Raw genomic sequence first — 16,719 nt, 5'->3', positions numbered from 1 at the left:
TCCGTACGATGTTCGGATGTCTCACGGGATCCAGCTCCAGGCAGTGCCGTACGACCACCCGGACGCGGTCAAACTCAATGACCAGGTCCAGCTCGAGTACCAGGTGCTCTACGGCGGTGAGGGGGATGTCACACCCCTCGACCCGGCGATGTTCGCCCCGCCGAACGGCCTGTACCTGCTGGCGTACGACGCCTCGGGCACGCCGGTGGCCAGCGGTGGCTGGCGCAGCCAGGACGAGAACGACGAGGGCTACTCGGACGGCGACGCCGAGGTCAAGCGCATGTACGTCGTCCCCGGGGCCCGCGGCCTGGGCCTGGCCCGCCACATCCTGGCCGAACTGGAGGCCGACGCCCGTGCGGCGGGCCGCACCCGCATGGTCCTGGAGACGGGAGACCGGCAGCCGGAGGCGATAGCCCTCTACCTCTCGTCGGGCTACACCTTCTCGGCGAAGTTCGGCCACTACCGCCACTACGACTCGAGCCGCTGCATGACGAAGCCGCTCGTCTCCTGACGCCCCCTTCGCACCGCTCCGCGGGCTTCGGGCTTTCCAGCCCGTCCGGCGCTTGAGGACCGGGGTCCGGGATGGAGCCCCGGGATACGGAGAAAGGGCGGGGCGGGGCGGGGAGAAGAGCCCCGCGCAGCGGCCCGGCAGGCTACCGCGGGAGCCACTCCGCCCGGTCCGTCCCCCACCGGGACGGCCCCCGCCCCCACCCCCCGAACGGCAGCGGCGACCCCGCATACCGCAGCACCCCGTACCCGGACTCCACCTCCCGCAGCCACGGCTCCGCCGCATACGCCTCCCCCGAGAGCCCGGCGGAGCCACCGGCCGGGACCTCCCGCACGAGCCACGACGCCGTCCCCGCCAGCGAGAACCGCAACGACCGCCCACCCCCCGCGGCCAGCGCCCTCAGCACGCCCGCCGCCACCAGATACCCGGTCCCGTGATCCAGCGCCTGCGCCGGCAGCGCCCCCGGCGCCCCGCCCGCCCCGTCCCCGTACGCCGCGGCCACCCCGTACCCCGCCTGCACCAGCGAGTCGAACCCCCGCCGCCCCGCCCACGGCCCCCGCCACCCCCAGGCGCACAGCTCCGCCACCACCAGCCCCGCCCGGCCGCGGGCCATCAGCTCCTCCGCCCCCAGCCCGTACCGCTCCAGCGCCCCCGGCCGGTACCCGGTCACCACCACGTCGGCCTCGGCCAGCAGCCCCTCGAAGACGGCCCGGTCCCCCGCGTCCGCCAGGTCCAGCAGCGCCGACCGCTTCCCGAACCCGGTGTCCGCGTGCGCATCGTCCGACTCCGCCAGCCGCGGCGAGTCGATCCGCAGCACGTCCGCCCCCAGCAGCCCGAGCGTCCGCGTCGCGACCGGCCCCGCGATGACACGGGTCAGGTCCAGCACCCGTACCCCGGCCGCGGGCCGCCAGGGCTGCGCCGCCGGCCCGAGCTCCCGCCCGACGCTCCCGGACTCCCGTACCTCCACCAGCGGCTGCGGATCCCCGTACTCGCCCGCCACGGCGACCGCCAGCCCGCCCGCCCCGTACGCCAGCTCCTGCACCTCGACGGCCCCGCGCCCCGCCACCGCGTCCCGCAGCGCCTCGGGCGTCGCGGACGGCAGTCCCAACGCCCGTACCAGAGCGGCCCGGTGATGCGGATAGTTGGCGTGCGTCCGCACCCACCCGTCGGCCGCCCGCCAGAACCCCGACAGCGGCGCGAAGTTCACCGGCTCGCGCCCCGCCACCCGCAGGTGCCGCTCGCTGACGAACGCGGTGGCCACGGCTCCCTCGTCCACGACCATCGGCTCCACCTCGTCCGCCGCGCGCCCCGCCCGTACCGCGGCCAGCTCCGCCGCGGCCAGCGCGCACACGCCCACGGTGGCCCGCGCCAGCTCCCGTACCGGCAGCGGCCCTTCCCCCAGCCCGCTGCCGCCCCGGTAGGCCACCCGCCCCACCAGCTCGTCCGCCCCGCCGAGTGCGCCCCAGGCCTGCCGCGTCCCACCGTCGAAGATCGTCATGGGCCCATTCTCCGAAGAACCCGCAAAAGCAGAAGATCCCGCCCGATCGTTGCGATCGGGCGGGATCTTCATCGTCCGTGGGCTGTTCACGAGTAGGTCTGACCTGCCACACCGGGGATCCTGAAAGATCGCTTCCCGAGTCGACGGTGATCGTTTCCCGGCTTCCGGAAGTCCGGGCCATGGGCGGACTGGGTCCGTGCCGCGGCTCCCTCGGTCAGCCGAGGTGGCCGAAGAGGTCGACGATCACATGGGCGGAGCCCCAACCGAGGTTGGCGATCTCCACCTTGCCGTCGGCGCCCACCGGCACCGTCACCAGGTTCGCCACGGTCCTGCCGGCCGTCCAGTTGAGGTTGGACGAGTCGGGGCGGGTGGTGCCCGACGGCCAGGCGGTCAGGTGGCCGTCGGACTTCGGGTCGGTCACCGTCACGTTCAGCACGACCGCCTTGGCACGGCCGAGTTCACGGCTGCCGGAGAGATCGAGCACGGTGCTCCCGCGCGCGGGCACCACGCCGGTGGTACGGGTGTCGAGCATGCGCTGGGGACCGGCGGTGTGGAAGGTGGCACCAGCCTGGTCGTCGGAGTAGTAGCCGAACACGTCGGCGATCAGGTGCACGGTGCCCCAGCCCGCGTTGAACAGCTTCACCGTCCCGTCCGCGCCGACCGGAACCACCACGTGGTTGGCCACGGTCTGGCCCGCCGTCCAGTTGAGACTGGACGAGTTCGGCCGGGGGGTGCCCGACGGCCACACCGTCAGATGCCCGCCGTCCTTCGCGTCCGTCACCGTCATGTTCAGCACCACGGCTTTGACGCCGCTCTGCGGGACACCACCACGCCCCGCGACCTGGAGTGACACCTCGCCGCGAGCCGGAACCGGGGTGGTGCCCGGCCGGCCCACCGCCGCCCGCGAGTCCAGCAGCCGCGCCGGGCCCGCCGCCGAGTAGGTGCTGCCGCCGACGTCCGCGGAGTAGTAACCGAACACGTCGGCGATCAGGTGGGCGGTGCCCCAGCCCGCGTTGCGCAGGTTGACCTTGCCGTCCGCGCCGACCGGGACCACGACCTGGTTCGGTACGGTCCGCCCGGTGGTCCAGTTGAGGTTGGAGGAGTCGGGGCGGGTGGTGCCCGACGGCCAGGCGGTCAGGTGGCCGTCGGACTTCGGGTCGGTCACCGTCACGTTCAGCACGACGGCCTTGACGCCGGACTGCGGCACTCCCGCCCGGCCCGCGACCTGCAGCGAGACCTCGCCGCCTGCTGGCAGCGGGGTGGTCCCGGGACGTCCGAGGGCCTCTCGGGTGTCCAGCAGCCGCGCCGGGGAGAGCGTGGTGAAGCGATCACCGGCCTGAGGGGCCGGGATGCCGTTGTCGGTGACGTGGATGCGCTGCCCGTCGGTGTCGGTCCAGACGATGTTCGTACCGGTGCGGTCGACGGCCCAGGACCGGTTCGGGTAGCGCTGGCGCTTCCACTCCTCGCCCTGGGCGAGCGTGCGGACCTGCACGGTGTTCTCACCGCCGGAGGTCCTGATGCCGTCGTGGAAGTCGAGCAGCAGCAGCCGGCCGGTGGCCAGGTCCTGGCGCACCAGGTAGCCGTCGCCGAGCAGCGACTCCCGCCCCCAGGTCGTTTGCAGCCATCCGGCGCTCTGCACCGGCACTGAGAGGGTCTGGCGGGTCACCGTGTCGTACACCCCGCTGGTGCGCACCGTGCCGTGGTTGTCCTGGCAGGCCCAGCTGACGAAGCGCCCGACGGCCTCCAGCAAAGTGGCCGGGCACGGCGTGGTGAAGGTGCCACGGTCCAGCGCGCCCCGGATGTCCGTGGCGCGGACGGTGGTGCTGCCCTCCATCGAGGTCCACAGTGTGTCGCCCTGCACGGCGGCGCCGGTCCCATGCGTCTGGAGCACCTGGGTACCGGTGTCGAGATCGCCGACGATCACCAGGCGGTTGGACGTGAAGTTGCCATACGCGTTCTTTTGCAGCAGCACGTAGCGGCCCGAGGCGTCCGCGGTCTGCATGGCGGTCTCGCCGTTCATGGGTACGGTGCCCGCCCACTCCCGATTGCCTGCCTGGCGGAAGACGACGAACCGGTCCCTCTCCACCGGTTCGTACTCCAGGTACCTGCCGTCCCCGGTGGACCGGAGGTCGGCGCAGCCGGCGCCGTGGTCATCGCAGCTGTTGATGGAGTGCGTGCCGTCGAGGTACTCGGCGGTCTTGACCGGGGTCGCGTCGTTCGAGATCCGGTAGCTGCGGAAAGCGCCGGTGATGTCGCCCGGCTGGAAGTGGATCGTGTCCGAGGCGGCGGTGAGTACGCCACCGCCGATCGACAGGCCGAAAACGGTCGCGGGCACATGAGGGACATCGACCAGCTTGCCGGCCTGCGGCTTGGCGCTGCCGTCCGCGGTGATCCGGTGCACGGCGGTCTGCGGCTGGGTGCCGTACGCGGGGACCTTCGGGCTGCCGACCGCGATGAGCGAGCCGTCCGGAGCGGGCAGCAACTGGGTGTCGGCGAACTCCAGCAGGTACTCGTAGATTTCTTCGTTCGAGCCGGTACCGGCGAAGTGCAGCGGACGGCCCCGGTTGTCGCCGGTGGTCCCCGTAGCGGATTGAGTGCCGATCAGCCAGTCACCCAGCAGCCGGAGCTCCCCCTCCCCCAGGTCGAAGGAAGAAGAACGGGAACTCAGCACGGTCTGCGGGTGCATCCGGTCCAGCACATCCACCGGGCGCTGGTAGCCGATGTGGAGCACCTTGTCCTTGGCCAGCCGGAAAGCGTTCGTGTGGTCGTACTGTCCCTCGTCGGGCAGCGCGGTGGTCTGCCCCGTCACGACGTCCACGAGGACGGAGTGGCTGAGGTCGTCCAGGCGGTGGCGCAGGATCAGCGAGTTCTGGTCGCCGTCGTGCACCCGGGGCGCGAGAACCGCGCCGGCCGGCAGCGCCACCTCGGTGCGGACCGTGGAGGCACCGTCCAGCCGGTTCAGGAACCAGCCCGTGACGGCGGAGGCGCTGCCCTTGAAGGTCAGCACGGTGCGCCCGTACGTCCCGGAGTAGCTCTGCCCGGCGGGGATCGTGACGGTGCCCAGCGCGACCGGCCGGCCGGTCGCCAGGTCGTACAGGTCGACCTTGGCGGGAGTCTGCGCCGTGGCCGCCGTGTGGATCGCCGCGGTGTCGGAGGAGGTTCCGTAGCGGTGGTCGGGAGCTCCCAGGTAGCCGCCGGCGGGCTCACCTCGGTCCAGGTTCCCGTCGACCGGAGCGGGCAGCCGCAGCCCGGTGTCGGTGGTGGCACCGGTGTCGTACCGGGTCCACAGCAACCGGTCGCTGCCCTCGCGGGCGTGCAGCAGGCCGGTGTCGCCGGCCACGAACAGCTGGTCCCTGGCCGGGAGGCCCCGCGGAGCCGCGGGCAGCACCAGCTCGGCAGGAGCACCTGCAACCGGGGCGGCGACTGCCGCGGACACGGCCACGGTCGACAACGCGGCGCCCGTGACCAGGGCCAGCGCGGCGGCCCCCAGCCCTCGGCGCAGTCGCAACGATCGTCGTACGGTCGGCTCCAAAGCCACCCTCTCATGGGTGAGTACAGGGGGAGGGACGCCGCGGAACCGGCCCCGCGCAGCCGCTCTCGCGGGCCGGTCGGCCTGGCTCTTCGTGCTCGGTCCCCCCCGATCGTGTCGGAGCATAACAACGGCGATCACCCGTCCACACGGTGCTCGGTGAGGGCGGTCGCGCTGAACTCCCGGAGCAAGAGCTCCCCATCGGCGTCGCGTCCGTTTCGAGCAGACATGCTCACGCCCGCCGCATGCGGACAACACCCCCGAACACCCCACAAACGCCGAGATCCCGCCCGGTCTTTCGACCGGACGGGATCTCATGACGTTCTCGGGAGCTACCCGTGAACTGTCGTTTGTGGACCTGTGGGGATTTGAACCCCAGACCCCCTCGATGCGAACGAGGTGCGCTACCAGACTGCGCCACAGGCCCTTGCGACGTGTGAAACATTAGCATCCCCGCGCGGGTGCTCCAAAACCGATACCGGGGAGCGTCCGCGCAGGTCCGGTCATTCGTTCGCGGCGCGGGGGCGGTCGTCGCTCTCGTACTGGTCGAACAGCGGTGTGCGGCCGCGGCCCTGGCCGCGCGGGCGGGCGTTCGGCTGGGGCTTCTGGTCCGGCTTCGGCTCGGCCTTCGGGGCCGGCGACGGCTGGGCGCGCAGGCGGGGGTCCGTCGGCTCGGCCGTGCTGGAGCGGGTCGCGCTCCAGGCGTCCGGGGTCGCCGGGCCGGTGGCGCGCGGGGCGACCGGGGCCGTCACGTACGTCGGCAGCGGGACCGGGACCGGCTCCCAGCTGTCACCACGGGCGGGGCCGCGTTCGCGCTCGCGCTGCTGGTCCACCCACTCGGCGTGGTCGGTCTGCTCGACCAGCGCGCGCCGTCCGGCCTCCTGCGGGGAGACGGGTGGCGCAGGGTCCGGTTCGGATCCGGCCGCGGCCTCCGGCTCACGGCGGCGCGGGCGGTTCTCGCGCAGCTGCCGGGCGGCGGCCTCGGCGCGCCGCCGGTCCATGGTGAACTCGTAGCGGCGCCGTTCCTGGACCCGCAGGTGCACGATGTACGCGCTCAGCAGCAGGGCCGGCACGGCGGGCGCCCAGAGGTAGCCCAGGCCGCCGACCGCCGCGACGATCGCACCGAGCGTGAAGATCAGGAAGAGCAGCGCGGTGGTGCGCCGGCGGCGCGCGAGTACCTGCAGGCGCTGCTCGCGCCGGTGCCGCTCCGCCACGGCAGACCTCGGCTCCGCCCTGGTCGGGGGCACGACGACGGGCCGGGCGTCGGCGTCCACGGAATTCACCGTTTCCGTCGCGGCGTCCGGGTCCGCGCGGTGCGCGGGCTCTGCCTCCTGGTCGCCGCGTTCCCGCAGCCCCTTGGCGTAACGGCGCTCCATTCCCGCCCGGCCGGAAAGCAGCCGAATGGCGGTGGAGAAGCGTTCCGTCGGACGGGCTTCGTTCAGCTCGTCCTGCCTCCGGAGCCACATGGGCACCAAGTAGGCGGCCCAGGCCCCGACAATGACTGCGTAGATGAGGCCGCTGCTGCTCACACCTCACACCGTAGAGGGGCGCGGCCGGGCGGATCCGCCAATTGGGCCGGTGTGTCGCACGAACTGGCTGATATCACGGACTTTTTTTGTGATTCTTCGGATCAGGTTATGGGCGAATCGGTTCCCCGACCCGATAATTCGAACAGATATTCGTTTACCGGGTCGCCTGGCCCCCTGCTACGCCGACGAGGTGCCCTGCCTGCGTCCGCGGTGCCAGCGGCGCAGCAGCCCCTCCGGGACCTCCTCCGCCGTCAGGGCGTACACGAGGTGGTCGCGCCACGCGCCGTCGATGTGGAGGTAGCGCGGCCGCAGCCCCTCCTCACGGAAGCCCAGTTTCTCCACGACCCGCCGGCTCGGCCCGTTCTCCGGGCGGATGCACACCTCGATCCGGTGCAGCCCCACCTTCGAGAAGCAGTGGTCCACGGCGAGGGCGACCGCCGTCGGCATGACGCCCCGGCCCGCCACCTCGCGGTCCACCCAGTAGCCGACGTGGCCCGCGCACATCGAGCCCCAGGTGATCCCGGCGACCGTCAGCTGGCCGACGAGGCGGCCCTGGTACTCGATGACGAACGGCAGCATCCGCCCCGCGTTCGCCTCGGCCCGCAGATGGCGGACCATCTGCCGGTACGTCGGCCGGTGGATCACCGGCCCCCACGGCGCGGGCGGCGGAATCGTCGCCTCCCACGGCCGGAGCCAGTCGCGGTTGCGCCGGTTGACCTCCCGCCAGGCGGTCTGGTCCCGCAGCTTTATCGGCCGGAGCGTGACGTCGCCGTCGGTCAGCACCACCGGCCAGGAGGGTCCGTTCAGCGCTGGCTCCCGTGAGGCTCCGCCGGTCTGGGGTGGTCGCCGCCCCGGATCTGGTCCACCGCGTGCGGCAGGATCCGGGCCAGGACGGCGAGGCCGTCGCGCACCCCGCCCGTCGAACCGGGCAGGTTCACGATCAGGGTGTGGCCCGCCACGCCCGCCAGGCCCCGGGACAGCGCCGCGGTCGGCACGGTCGCCAGGCTCTCGGCCCGGATGGCCTGCGGGATGCCCGGGATCTCGTAGTCCAGTACCCGCGCCGTGGCGTCCGGGGTGCGGTCGGTCGGCGAGATGCCGGTGCCGCCGGTGGTGAGGACGACGTCGTACCCGGCGGCCACGCCCTCGCGCAGCGCCTGCTCGACGGGATCCCCGTCGGGGACGACCCGCGGGCCGTCCACGGTGAAGCCGAGCTCCTCGAGCCCCTCGGCCAGCAGCGGTCCGCCCCGGTCGGCGTACACGCCCGCCGAGGCGCGGTTCGAGGCGGTGACCACGAGCCCCCGCAGGGTGCGCCCGGGCTCCCGGGCCGCGCCCGGAGCGCCCTCGGCCTCGGGCCCGGCCGCCCGGGTCCCGCCCGCCGCCGGCGGTACGGGTGCGTGGACGTGGCTGAAGGCGTCGCCGCCGCGCGGGGCGTTCACGCGCGCGTCCAGTCGCCGGACTTGCCGCCGGTCTTCTCCTCCACCCGGACGTCCGTGATGACGGCGCCCTTGTCGACGGCCTTCACCATGTCGATGACGGTGAGCCCGGCGACCGCGACGGCGGTCAGCGCCTCCATCTCGACGCCCGTGCGGTCGGTGGTCTTGACGGTGGCCAGGATCTCGACGGCGTCGTCGGCGACCGAGAGGTCCACCTTCACGCCCGACACGGCCAGCGGGTGGCACAGCGGGATCAGGTCGGGGGTCTTCTTCGCGCCCATGATCCCGGCGATCCGCGCGGTGGCGAGGGCGTCGCCCTTGGGCACGCCCTCGCCGCGCAGCAGCTCGATCACCCGGGCGGAGACGAGCACGCGCCCGCTGGCCCGTGCCGTCCGCGTCGTGACGTCCTTCTCCGAGACGTCCACCATCCGGGCCGCGCCGGCCTCGTCGATGTGCGTCAGCCTGCTGTGCTCAGGGGGTCCGGGGGTCGCCCCCTGGGAAAACGCTGCCATAGGTTCGTGCCGCTCCCGCTCCGGGCCCCGCAAGGGCCTGTGTGGTGCAACACGCTACCCGCACCGGCCGGACTTCAGCCGAGCAGGACCACTTCCAGCTCCGCCCCCGGCTCCACCGAGGTGACGTCCTCCGGTACGACCATCAGCGAGTCGGCGTGGGCCAGGGCCGCGATCAGGTGGGAGCCCGATCCGCCGACCGGGCTGACCGTGCCGCTCTCCGCGTCGTACTTGCCGCGCAGGAACTGGCGGCGGCCCGCCGGGGAGCGCAGCGCCTCGTCGGCCTTCAGGACCGCCCGCACGCTGGGCCGACTGACGTCCGCCAGGCCCATGAGCGCGCGGATCGCGGGGCGCACGAACAGCTCGAAGGAGACGTATGAGGACACCGGGTTGCCGGGCAGGGCCAGCAGGGGGGTGTGGTCCGGGCCGATGGTGCCGAAGCCCTGCGGCTTGCCGGGCTGCATCGCGAGCTTGCGGAAGTCCATCCGCCCGCCGTCGGGCTCGTCCCCGGCCGTGGCCACCGAGGACAGCGCCTCCTTGACCACGTCGTACGCACCGACGCTGACGCCGCCCGTGGTCACCAGCAGGTCCGCGCGGATCAGCTGGTCCTCGATGGCGGAGCGCAACGTCTCGGCGTCGTCGGCCACGGCCCCGACGCGGTAGGAGATCGCCCCGGCGTCGCGCGCGGCGGCGGCCAGCGCGAAGCTGTTCGAGTCGTAGATCGTCCCCGCGGCGAGGGACTCGCCCGGCTGGACCAGCTCGCTGCCGGTGGACAGCACGACCACGCGCGGGCGCGGCCGCACCCGTACGGTGCCCCGCCCGATGGCCGCGAGCAGCGCGATCTGCGGCGGCCCGAGCACCGTGCCGGCGGCCAGGGCGAGGTCCCCGGCCTGGACGTCGCTGCCGCGCGAGCGTACGTGCGCCCGCGACTCGGCGGCCCGGTGCACGCGCACCTCGCCACCCGCGCCCTCGGGGGCCTCGCTGGCCGGGATCATGCCGGCGGCCGCGCCGCCGCCGCTGCCGCCGTCGGTCCACTCGACCGGTACGACGGCCTCGGCACCCGGCGGCAGCGGGGCGCCCGTCATGATGCGGGCGGCCTGGCCGGGGCCGACGGTGGGCAGGTCGCCGCTGCCCGCCGCCACGTCCCCGATCACCGTCAGCACCGCGGGGAACTCCTCGCTCGCGCCCTGGACATCGGCCGTGCGGACGGCGTACCCGTCCATGGAGCTGTTGTCGAAGGGCGGGAGCGCGACGGGCACGGTGACGTCCTCGACCAGGACACAGCCCTGGGCGTCGAGCAGCTGGAGCTCGATGGGCTCCAGCGGCCGGATCGCGGCGAGGACGTCCGCGAGGTGCTCGTCGACCGACCACAGGCGCTGGGCGCCGTGGCCGGTGTCCTGCGGTGCGCGGCTGCTCAAGGTGCTACATCTCCTCCGTGACGTAACGGTGAAGCCAGGTGCGGAACTCCGGGCCCAGGTCCTCACGCTCGCACGCGAGGCGGACGATGGCCCGCAGGTAGTCCCCGCGGTCTCCGGTGTCGTAGCGGCGGCCCCGGAAGACCACGCCGTGCACCGGGCCGCCCACGGTCTCGTCGGCGGCAAGCTTCTGCAGGCCGTCGGTGAGCTGGATCTCCCCGCCGCGGCCCGGCTCGGTCTCCCGCAGTATGTCGAAGATCGCGGGGTTGAGGACATAGCGTCCGATGACCGCGTAATTGCTGGGCGCGTCGGCCGGGTCCGGCTTCTCGACGAGACCGGTGATCCGGACGACGTCCTCCTCGTCCGTGGCCTCGACGGCGGCGCAGCCGTAGAGGTGGACGTTGGCCGGGTCGACCTCCATGAGGGCGATGACGGTGCCCCCGGTACGGGCGTGGACGTCGGTCATCTGGCGCAGCAGCGGGTCGCGCGGGTCGATCAGGTCGTCGCCGAGGAGGACGGCGAAGGGCTCGTCGCCGACGTGCGGCTCGGCGCACAGGACGGCGTGGCCGAGGCCGCGCGGGTCGCCCTGGCGGACGTAGTGCATGGTGGCCAGGTCGCTGGACTCCTGGACCTTCTTGAGCCGGTCGTCGTCGCCCTTGGCGATGAGGGCCGATTCCAGCTCGTAGTTGCGGTCGAAATGGTCCTCGAGGGCGCGCTTGTTACGCCCCGTGATCATGAGGACATCGTCCAGGCCGGCCGAGACGGCCTCCTCGACGACGTACTGGATGGCCGGCTTGTCCACGACGGGGAGCATTTCCTTGGGCGTCGCCTTCGTCGCCGGAAGGAAGCGGGTGCCGAGACCTGCGGCCGGGATCACGGCCTTCTTGATCACAGGGTGCAACTGATTCATGGGCAGAACGATAGTGGGTCGAACAGACCGCTCCGGGCTTGATTCCGGTAAATAATTCCAACTTCGCCCCGATTTGAAAGGAAATCAGAGTCAGCTGTGGTATGGAACCCGCCGAACCCGTCCGAAAAGGCCGGGCTGCGCCGAGAACTCCTCGCCGCCCGCCGTGCCTTGTCCCCCGCATTCCTGCGTACGTCGGCCCTCGCACTCTCCCGCTCCGCTCTTGAACTGCCCGAACTGGCCGATGCGCACACCGTGGCCGCGTACGTCTCCGTCGGCGCCGAACCCGGCACCCGCGATCTGCTCGACGCCCTGCGCGCGGCCGGCAAGCGGGTGCTGCTGCCCGTCCTGCTGCCCGACAACGACCTCGACTGGGCGGTGTACGAGGGCCCGGGCGGCCTCGCCGAGGCCGCCCACCCCGGCAAGATGCGGCTGCTGGAGCCGGCCGGGCCCCGGCTCGGGCCGGACGCGGTCAGCGGCGCCGACGCCGTCCTGCTGCCCGGACTGGCCGTGGACGGCCGCGGGATGCGCCTCGGGCGCGGCGGGGGCTCGTACGACCGGGTGCTGGCGCGCCTGGCGCACGCTGGGGCGCACCCCGCGCTGGTCGTGCTCCTCTACGACGAAGAGGTGGTCGCGCGGGTCCCGGAGGAACCGCACGACCACCCCGTTCAGGCGGTGGCCACCCCGTCGGGGGTGATCAGATTCACGGCTTGAGCGTCAGCGTCTCCGCGGTCGCCTTGTCCACGGCCTCCTTGCCGAAGGACCAGTCCAGCAGCTCGCCCTTGGCCCACATGTCCGTCTGGTCGTAGTAGTTGTCGTGGTACGCGTGGCCCGAGGCGCCGGTCAGGTTGATCCAGCGGGACTTGTCCAGGTCGCTGAGGTTCACGATCATGCGCATCGACGGGACCCAGGTGACCCCGTACCCGCTGGAGGCGTTCCAGCCGGTCGCGTTCACGGTGGCCTCGCCGCCGCCCAGGTTCCACGGGCCGCGGTTGAGGAGCCACTGCATGAAGCCGGGGCCCTCGGTGCCGATGGTCTGGTTCTTCAGCGTCAGCTGGTGCAGGCGGCCCCAGCTCCAGGTGGACTGGTCCTTGCCGAGCTTGGCGGTCAGCTCCCAGCGGGCGTCCTTCATGGCCCGTGCGAACAGCTGGTCGCGGGTGGCGGTCGCCGGCTGGTTGCGGGCGGCGGGCGTCTGCCACCAGGCCGACTTCTCGTCCTTGACCAGGCGCCGGACCACCTCGAACCAGCGGTCGCCGCCGTCCGGCTGCGCCGAGTCGGAGTCGCGCGTACCGCACTCGCGGACCGTCTTGGCCAGGTCGTCGACCGGACCGCTGCTCTCCTCCTGGACGTTCATGCAGCTGCCCTCGATCCGCAGCTCCTTCGGCATCTTGTCGCCGAAGGACAGCTTGAGGATGTTGCGCCAGACCGCGTTGAAGTACGCGGCGGCCGCCGAGTCGGGCTCCTGCGTGTAGTTCCAGCCCTCCAGCAGCTTCTGCGCCGAGCGCACGTCGGGGTCCGAGACGTCGATCTTGGCCAGCATCGGGGTGAGCAGCGCGGCGATCTCGCTGCTGTTGTCCATCTGCATGGTGCGCATGTCGTCGGTGGAGATCTTGCCGTTGTCCTTGATCTTCGCCTCGATGAGGTCGTTGATCCGCTGGCTGCGCGCGCCGTAGCCCCAGTCGGTGGTCAGGACGTACGGGTACTTGCCCGCGCCGGTCCCGCTCTCCACGACGGCCTGGTTCGCGGTGACGATGTAGCCGCGCGCCGGGTTGTAGTCGTACGGCATCTCGTCCTGCGGGATGTAGCCCGCGTTGCCGTCCTTGCCACCCTTCCAGGCGTACTTGGAGTCCCAGCCGGGGGCCGGCATGCGGCCGTCGCCGGCACCGCGCATCGGGATGCGGCCCGGGGCCTGGTAGCCGATGTTGCCCTTCGTGTCGGCGTAGATCAGGTTCTGGGACGGCACCTCGAAGTCGCGGGCGGCGGCGCGGAAGCCCGCGAAGTCCTTGGCCCGGTCGATGCCGAAGACCGCGTCCATCGACTTGCCCGCGTCCAGGGCGGTCCAGCGCAGGGCGACGGCGTAGCCGTTGCCGCGGTCGGGGGCCGAGCTGGAGACGGGGGCGCGGCTGCCGACCGTGCCGAGCTCGTCGCTGCGGTCGGAGATCAGCGGGCCGTTGTTGGTGGTGCGGACGGTGATCTTCTTGCTGGCGCCGCCCGCGATCTTGATGACCTCTTCACGGGTCGTGAAGGGGACCACCCTGTTGTCGTAGACGTAGCCCTCGGGCTTGACCTGCTCGAGGTAGAGGTCGGTGACGTCGGCGCCGAGATTGGTCATGCCCCAGGCGATGTCGGCGTTGTGGCCGATGACCACGCCGGGCATGCCGGAGAAGGTGTAGCCGGCGACGTCGTACTTGCACTGGTTCGAGACCGCACGGCAGTGCAGGCCCATCTGGTACCAGACCGAGGGCAGCTGCGGGGACAGGTGCGGGTCGTTCGCGAGCAGCGGCTTTCCGGTGGTCGTGTACTTGCCGGAGACGACCCAGGAGTTCGAGCCGATGCCGCTGCCGTTGGGGCCGAGGATCGCGGGGATCTTGTCCAGGGTGGCCGCGAGCGAGGTGAGGGAGGTGCGCAGGCCCGCGGTCGCACCCTGGGCGCTCGCGTTGTCGGCGAGGCCGCTCGTGCCGGAGGCGCCGGGGGCGGAGGCCGTCGAGGCCTGGGAGCCGGAGCCGGTACCCGCGCCCGAGCCGGAGCCCGTCCCCGTGGAGCCGGCGGCCGCGCCGCCCTGGGGGGCGTACTTCCCGCCGTCGATCTTGCCGCCGTCGACGATCGCCTTGTTCCGGTCGAAGGGGTACGGCGGGTAGAGCTCGTCGATCTGCGCCTGCGTGAGCTTGTTGGACATCAGCGCGCGGTCGATCTCGTCCTGCATGTTGCCGCGCAGGTCCCACGCCATCGCCTTGAGCCAGGCCACCGAGTCCACCGGGGTCCACTGCTCGGGCTCGTAGTCGTCGCTGAGCTTGAGGGCGGAGTGCTCGACGGAGAGGTCCTTGCCGGACTTCCCCTTCAGGTACGCGTTGACCCCGTCGGCGTAGGCCTGCAGGTACTTCTTCGTCTCGGCCGAGAGCTTCGTGTCGTACTCCGCCTGCGCGACCTGGCGCCAGCCGAGCGTGCGCAGGAAGGCGTCGGTCTCGACCTGGCCGGACCCGAACATCTCGGAGAGCCGGCCGGAGGTCATGTGGCGGCGGACGTCCATCTCCCAGAAGCGGTCCTGGGCGTGGACGAAGCCCTGCGCGCGGAAGAGGTCGTCGTCGTTGTCGGCGTAGAGCTGGGGAATTCCGTGCGAGTCGCGTTTGACCTCCACGGTCCCGGTCAGGCCGGGCACCTTGAGGGTGCCGGTGGCCTGGGGGAACGAGGCGCGGACGTTGTCCATGCTCCAGTACGTCCCGTATCCGAAGCCCGCGAGGAGCGCCAGGACCAGCACGAGCACGATCAGACGGGCGCGTCGTCCCTTCTTCTTGACGGAAGGGGCGGTTTCGTTGGCGGGCATCGCTGTCCTTAGAGGGGCAGGGTGGTCCTGGGAGTGCTGGGAGCAACCATAGGCGCAGGACCGGGTGCGTTGATCCGCCAGGGGTCGAGGTGACGAGGACAGGGCCCGAGAGGCGTTTCACAATGTGGTTATCGCGTAAAGGGCGCGTCAAATATTAGGTAAGGTAACGAAGTACCTGCCGATCTTGCCGGACTTGTCGCCTGGAGGAACGTTCCACCTGGTGCCTTGAGGGAAAGGGCCGCCCGCTGACCGTCCACACGCTCAATGAGCTTCTGCTGGTCTGCTCGCTCGTGCTGCTCGTCGCCGTCGCGGCGGTACGCATCTCTTCACGCAGCGGCCTCCCCAGCCTGCTCATCTACCTCGGCATAGGCATCACGATAGGCCAGGACGGCATCGGCAACGTCGTCTTCGACAACGCCGAACTGACCCAGGTCATCGGTTACGCCGCGCTCGTCGTGATCCTCGCCGAGGGTGGTCTGGGCACCAAGTGGAAACAGATCAAGCCCGCCCTGCCCGCCGCGATCGTCCTGTCCCTGGTCGGCGTCGCGATCAGCGTCGGTGTCACCGCGGCCGGCGCCCATTACCTGGTCGGACTGGACTGGCGCCAGGCCCTGCTGATCGGCGCGGTCGTCTCCTCGACCGACGCGGCCGCCGTCTTCTCCGTCCTGCGCAAGGTGCCGCTGCCCGCGCGGATCACGGGTGTACTGGAGGCCGAGTCGGGCTTCAACGACGCCCCCGTCGTCATCCTGGTCGTCGCCTTCGCGACCGTCGGCCCGGTGGACCAGTGGTACGTCCTGCTCGGCAAGATCGCCCTCGAGCTGGCCATCGGCGTCGCGATCGGCTTGTCGGTGGGGTTCATGGGGGCGTACGGCCTGCGGCACGTGGCACTGCCCGCCTCCGGCCTCTACCCGATCGCCGTGATGGCGATCGCCGTGACGGCGTACGCGGCCGGCGCGATGGCGCACGGCTCCGGCTTCCTCGCCGTCTACCTCGCGGCCATGGTGCTCGGGAACGCGAAGCTCCCGCACTGGCCGGCGACCCGGGGGTTCGCGGACGGACTCGGCTGGATCGCCCAGATCGGCATGTTCGTCCTGCTCGGCCTGCTGGTCACACCGCACGAGCTGGCCCAGGACTTCTGGCCCGCCGTGGTCATCGGGCTGGTCCTGACGATGGTGGCGCGGCCGCTGGAGGTCTTCGTCAGCCTGCTGCCGTTCCGGCTGCCCTGGCAGGAGCAGGCCCTGATGTCGTGGGCGGGGCTGCGCGGCGCCGTGCCCATCATCCTGGCGACCATCCCGATGGTGACCGGGATCGAGGGCAGCGACCGCGTCTTCAACATCGTCTTCGTCCTGGTCGTCGTCTACACCCTGGTCCAGGGCCCGACCCTGCCGTGGCTCGCGCGCAAGCTGGAGCTCGGCGCCGGCGACGAGAGCGCGGCCGACCTGGGGATCGAGTCGGCGCCACTGGAGAAGCTGCGCGGGCACCTGCTGTCCTTCTCCATCCCCGACGCCTCGCGGATGCACGGCGTCGAGGTGAGCGAGCTGCGGCTGCCGCCGGGGGCGTCGGTGACGCTGGTGGTGCGGGACGCGAAGAGCTTCGTACCGCTGCCGTCGACCGTGCTGCGGCGCGGGGACGAGCTGCTGGTGGTGGCCACGGATCCGGTACGGGACGCGGCAGAGGCCCGGCTGCGGGCGGTGGCCCGGGGCGGCAAGCTGGCCGGATGGCTCGGGACGGGCTCGAACGGGGCTTGAGCGCGGGCCGTCCCGGACTTGAACAGAGAGTTAGAGCGTCGTTCTAATTCTATGTTTTCGGGGGTTTGCGAGTCGTTTCACCCTGTTTTGAAGCCCCGCGGA

At 71.8% G+C, this 16,719-nt stretch carries 12 protein-coding genes and 1 tRNA gene; 3 read left to right on the top strand and 10 right to left on the bottom strand.

Going from position 1 to position 16,719, the window contains the following annotated elements; all coding sequences use genetic code 11:
* The first annotated feature begins 16 nt into the window (after positions 1–16).
* Positions 17–511, top strand: coding sequence for a GNAT family N-acetyltransferase (locus tag AB5J51_RS23615; protein ID WP_369778587.1), 495 nt, complete (start codon positions 17–19; stop codon positions 509–511).
* Positions 512–653: 142 nt separating this feature from the next.
* On the opposite strand, the gene AB5J51_RS23610 is transcribed toward AB5J51_RS23615, so the two are convergent.
* The 9 genes from AB5J51_RS23610 to galU all read right to left on the bottom strand — a co-directional run bounded on the left by AB5J51_RS23610 (position 654) and on the right by galU (position 11,331).
* Positions 654–2,006: a CoA transferase gene (locus tag AB5J51_RS23610; RefSeq protein WP_369778586.1), complete on the bottom strand. Its 1,353-nt coding sequence runs from the start codon at positions 2,004–2,006 to the stop codon at positions 654–656.
* A 214-nt stretch (positions 2,007–2,220) separates the two neighbouring features.
* On the bottom strand, positions 2,221–5,544 hold the full coding sequence (locus tag AB5J51_RS23605; protein WP_369778585.1) for a hypothetical protein: 3,324 nt from the start codon (positions 5,542–5,544) through the stop codon (positions 2,221–2,223).
* A gap of 344 nt (positions 5,545–5,888) precedes the next feature.
* Positions 5,889–5,962 (bottom strand) — tRNA-Ala (locus AB5J51_RS23600).
* A gap of 76 nt (positions 5,963–6,038) precedes the next feature.
* Positions 6,039–7,064, bottom strand: a complete 1,026-nt coding sequence (locus AB5J51_RS23595; protein ID WP_053787003.1) for a hypothetical protein — start codon at positions 7,062–7,064, stop codon at positions 6,039–6,041.
* Between the two features lie 177 nt (positions 7,065–7,241).
* Positions 7,242–7,850, bottom strand: coding sequence for a GNAT family N-acetyltransferase (locus AB5J51_RS23590; RefSeq protein WP_053787002.1), 609 nt, complete (start codon positions 7,848–7,850; stop codon positions 7,242–7,244).
* A gap of 17 nt (positions 7,851–7,867) precedes the next feature.
* On the bottom strand, positions 7,868–8,368 hold the full coding sequence (locus AB5J51_RS23585; RefSeq protein WP_369780298.1) for a molybdenum cofactor biosynthesis protein B: 501 nt from the start codon (positions 8,366–8,368) through the stop codon (positions 7,868–7,870).
* Positions 8,369–8,496: 128 nt separating this feature from the next.
* Complete coding sequence (moaC, locus tag AB5J51_RS23580) at positions 8,497–9,009, bottom strand: cyclic pyranopterin monophosphate synthase MoaC (protein ID WP_030302752.1); 513 nt, start codon at positions 9,007–9,009, stop codon at positions 8,497–8,499.
* A gap of 74 nt (positions 9,010–9,083) precedes the next feature.
* Positions 9,084–10,424 (bottom strand): gephyrin-like molybdotransferase Glp, encoded by a 1,341-nt coding sequence (gene glp, locus AB5J51_RS23575; RefSeq protein WP_369778584.1) that lies wholly within the window; start codon positions 10,422–10,424, stop codon positions 9,084–9,086.
* A gap of 4 nt (positions 10,425–10,428) precedes the next feature.
* Positions 10,429–11,331, bottom strand: a complete 903-nt coding sequence (gene galU / locus AB5J51_RS23570; protein ID WP_053787000.1) for a UTP--glucose-1-phosphate uridylyltransferase GalU — start codon at positions 11,329–11,331, stop codon at positions 10,429–10,431.
* 96 nt (positions 11,332–11,427) lie between these two features.
* Between galU and AB5J51_RS23565 the strand changes: the two genes are divergently transcribed.
* The gene (locus tag AB5J51_RS23565) at positions 11,428–12,042 is read left to right on the top strand and encodes a 5-formyltetrahydrofolate cyclo-ligase (protein ID WP_053786999.1); all 615 of its coding nucleotides are present in this window, start codon (positions 11,428–11,430) and stop codon (positions 12,040–12,042) included.
* Here the strand turns inward: AB5J51_RS23565 and AB5J51_RS23560 are convergent.
* Positions 12,032–14,869, bottom strand: coding sequence for a penicillin acylase family protein (locus AB5J51_RS23560; RefSeq protein ID WP_369778583.1), 2,838 nt, complete (start codon positions 14,867–14,869; stop codon positions 12,032–12,034). The genes AB5J51_RS23565 and AB5J51_RS23560 overlap by 11 nt on opposite strands.
* A gap of 200 nt (positions 14,870–15,069) precedes the next feature.
* Here AB5J51_RS23560 and AB5J51_RS23555 point away from each other — a divergent pair, with 200 nt between their 5' ends.
* Positions 15,070–16,617 carry a potassium/proton antiporter gene (locus AB5J51_RS23555; protein ID WP_369780297.1) on the top strand — a complete coding sequence of 516 codons (1,548 nt, stop codon included), beginning with the start codon at positions 15,070–15,072 and terminating at the stop codon, positions 16,615–16,617.
* The last annotated feature ends 102 nt before the right edge of the window (positions 16,618–16,719 follow it).

This window comes from Streptomyces sp. R33 (assembly GCF_041200175.1).
In the GTDB taxonomy this organism is placed as follows: domain Bacteria; phylum Actinomycetota; class Actinomycetes; order Streptomycetales; family Streptomycetaceae; genus Streptomyces; species Streptomyces katrae_B.
The sequence above is the reverse complement of the archived record's forward strand: the minus strand, read 5'-3'. Positions and strand labels throughout refer to the sequence as shown.

Excerpts from the sequence above, each read along its gene's own strand:
- galU (WP_053787000.1), bottom strand. The coding sequence starts at position 11,331 with ATGAATCAGTTGCACCCTGTGATCAAGAAGGCCGTGATCCCGGCCGCA.
- moaC (WP_030302752.1), bottom strand. The coding sequence starts at position 9,009 with ATGGCAGCGTTTTCCCAGGGGGCGACCCCCGGACCCCCTGAGCACAGC.
- AB5J51_RS23560 (WP_369778583.1), bottom strand. The coding sequence starts at position 14,869 with ATGCCCGCCAACGAAACCGCCCCTTCCGTCAAGAAGAAGGGACGACGC.
- AB5J51_RS23610 (WP_369778586.1), bottom strand. The coding sequence starts at position 2,006 with ATGACGATCTTCGACGGTGGGACGCGGCAGGCCTGGGGCGCACTCGGC.
- AB5J51_RS23615 (WP_369778587.1), top strand. The coding sequence starts at position 17 with ATGTCTCACGGGATCCAGCTCCAGGCAGTGCCGTACGACCACCCGGAC.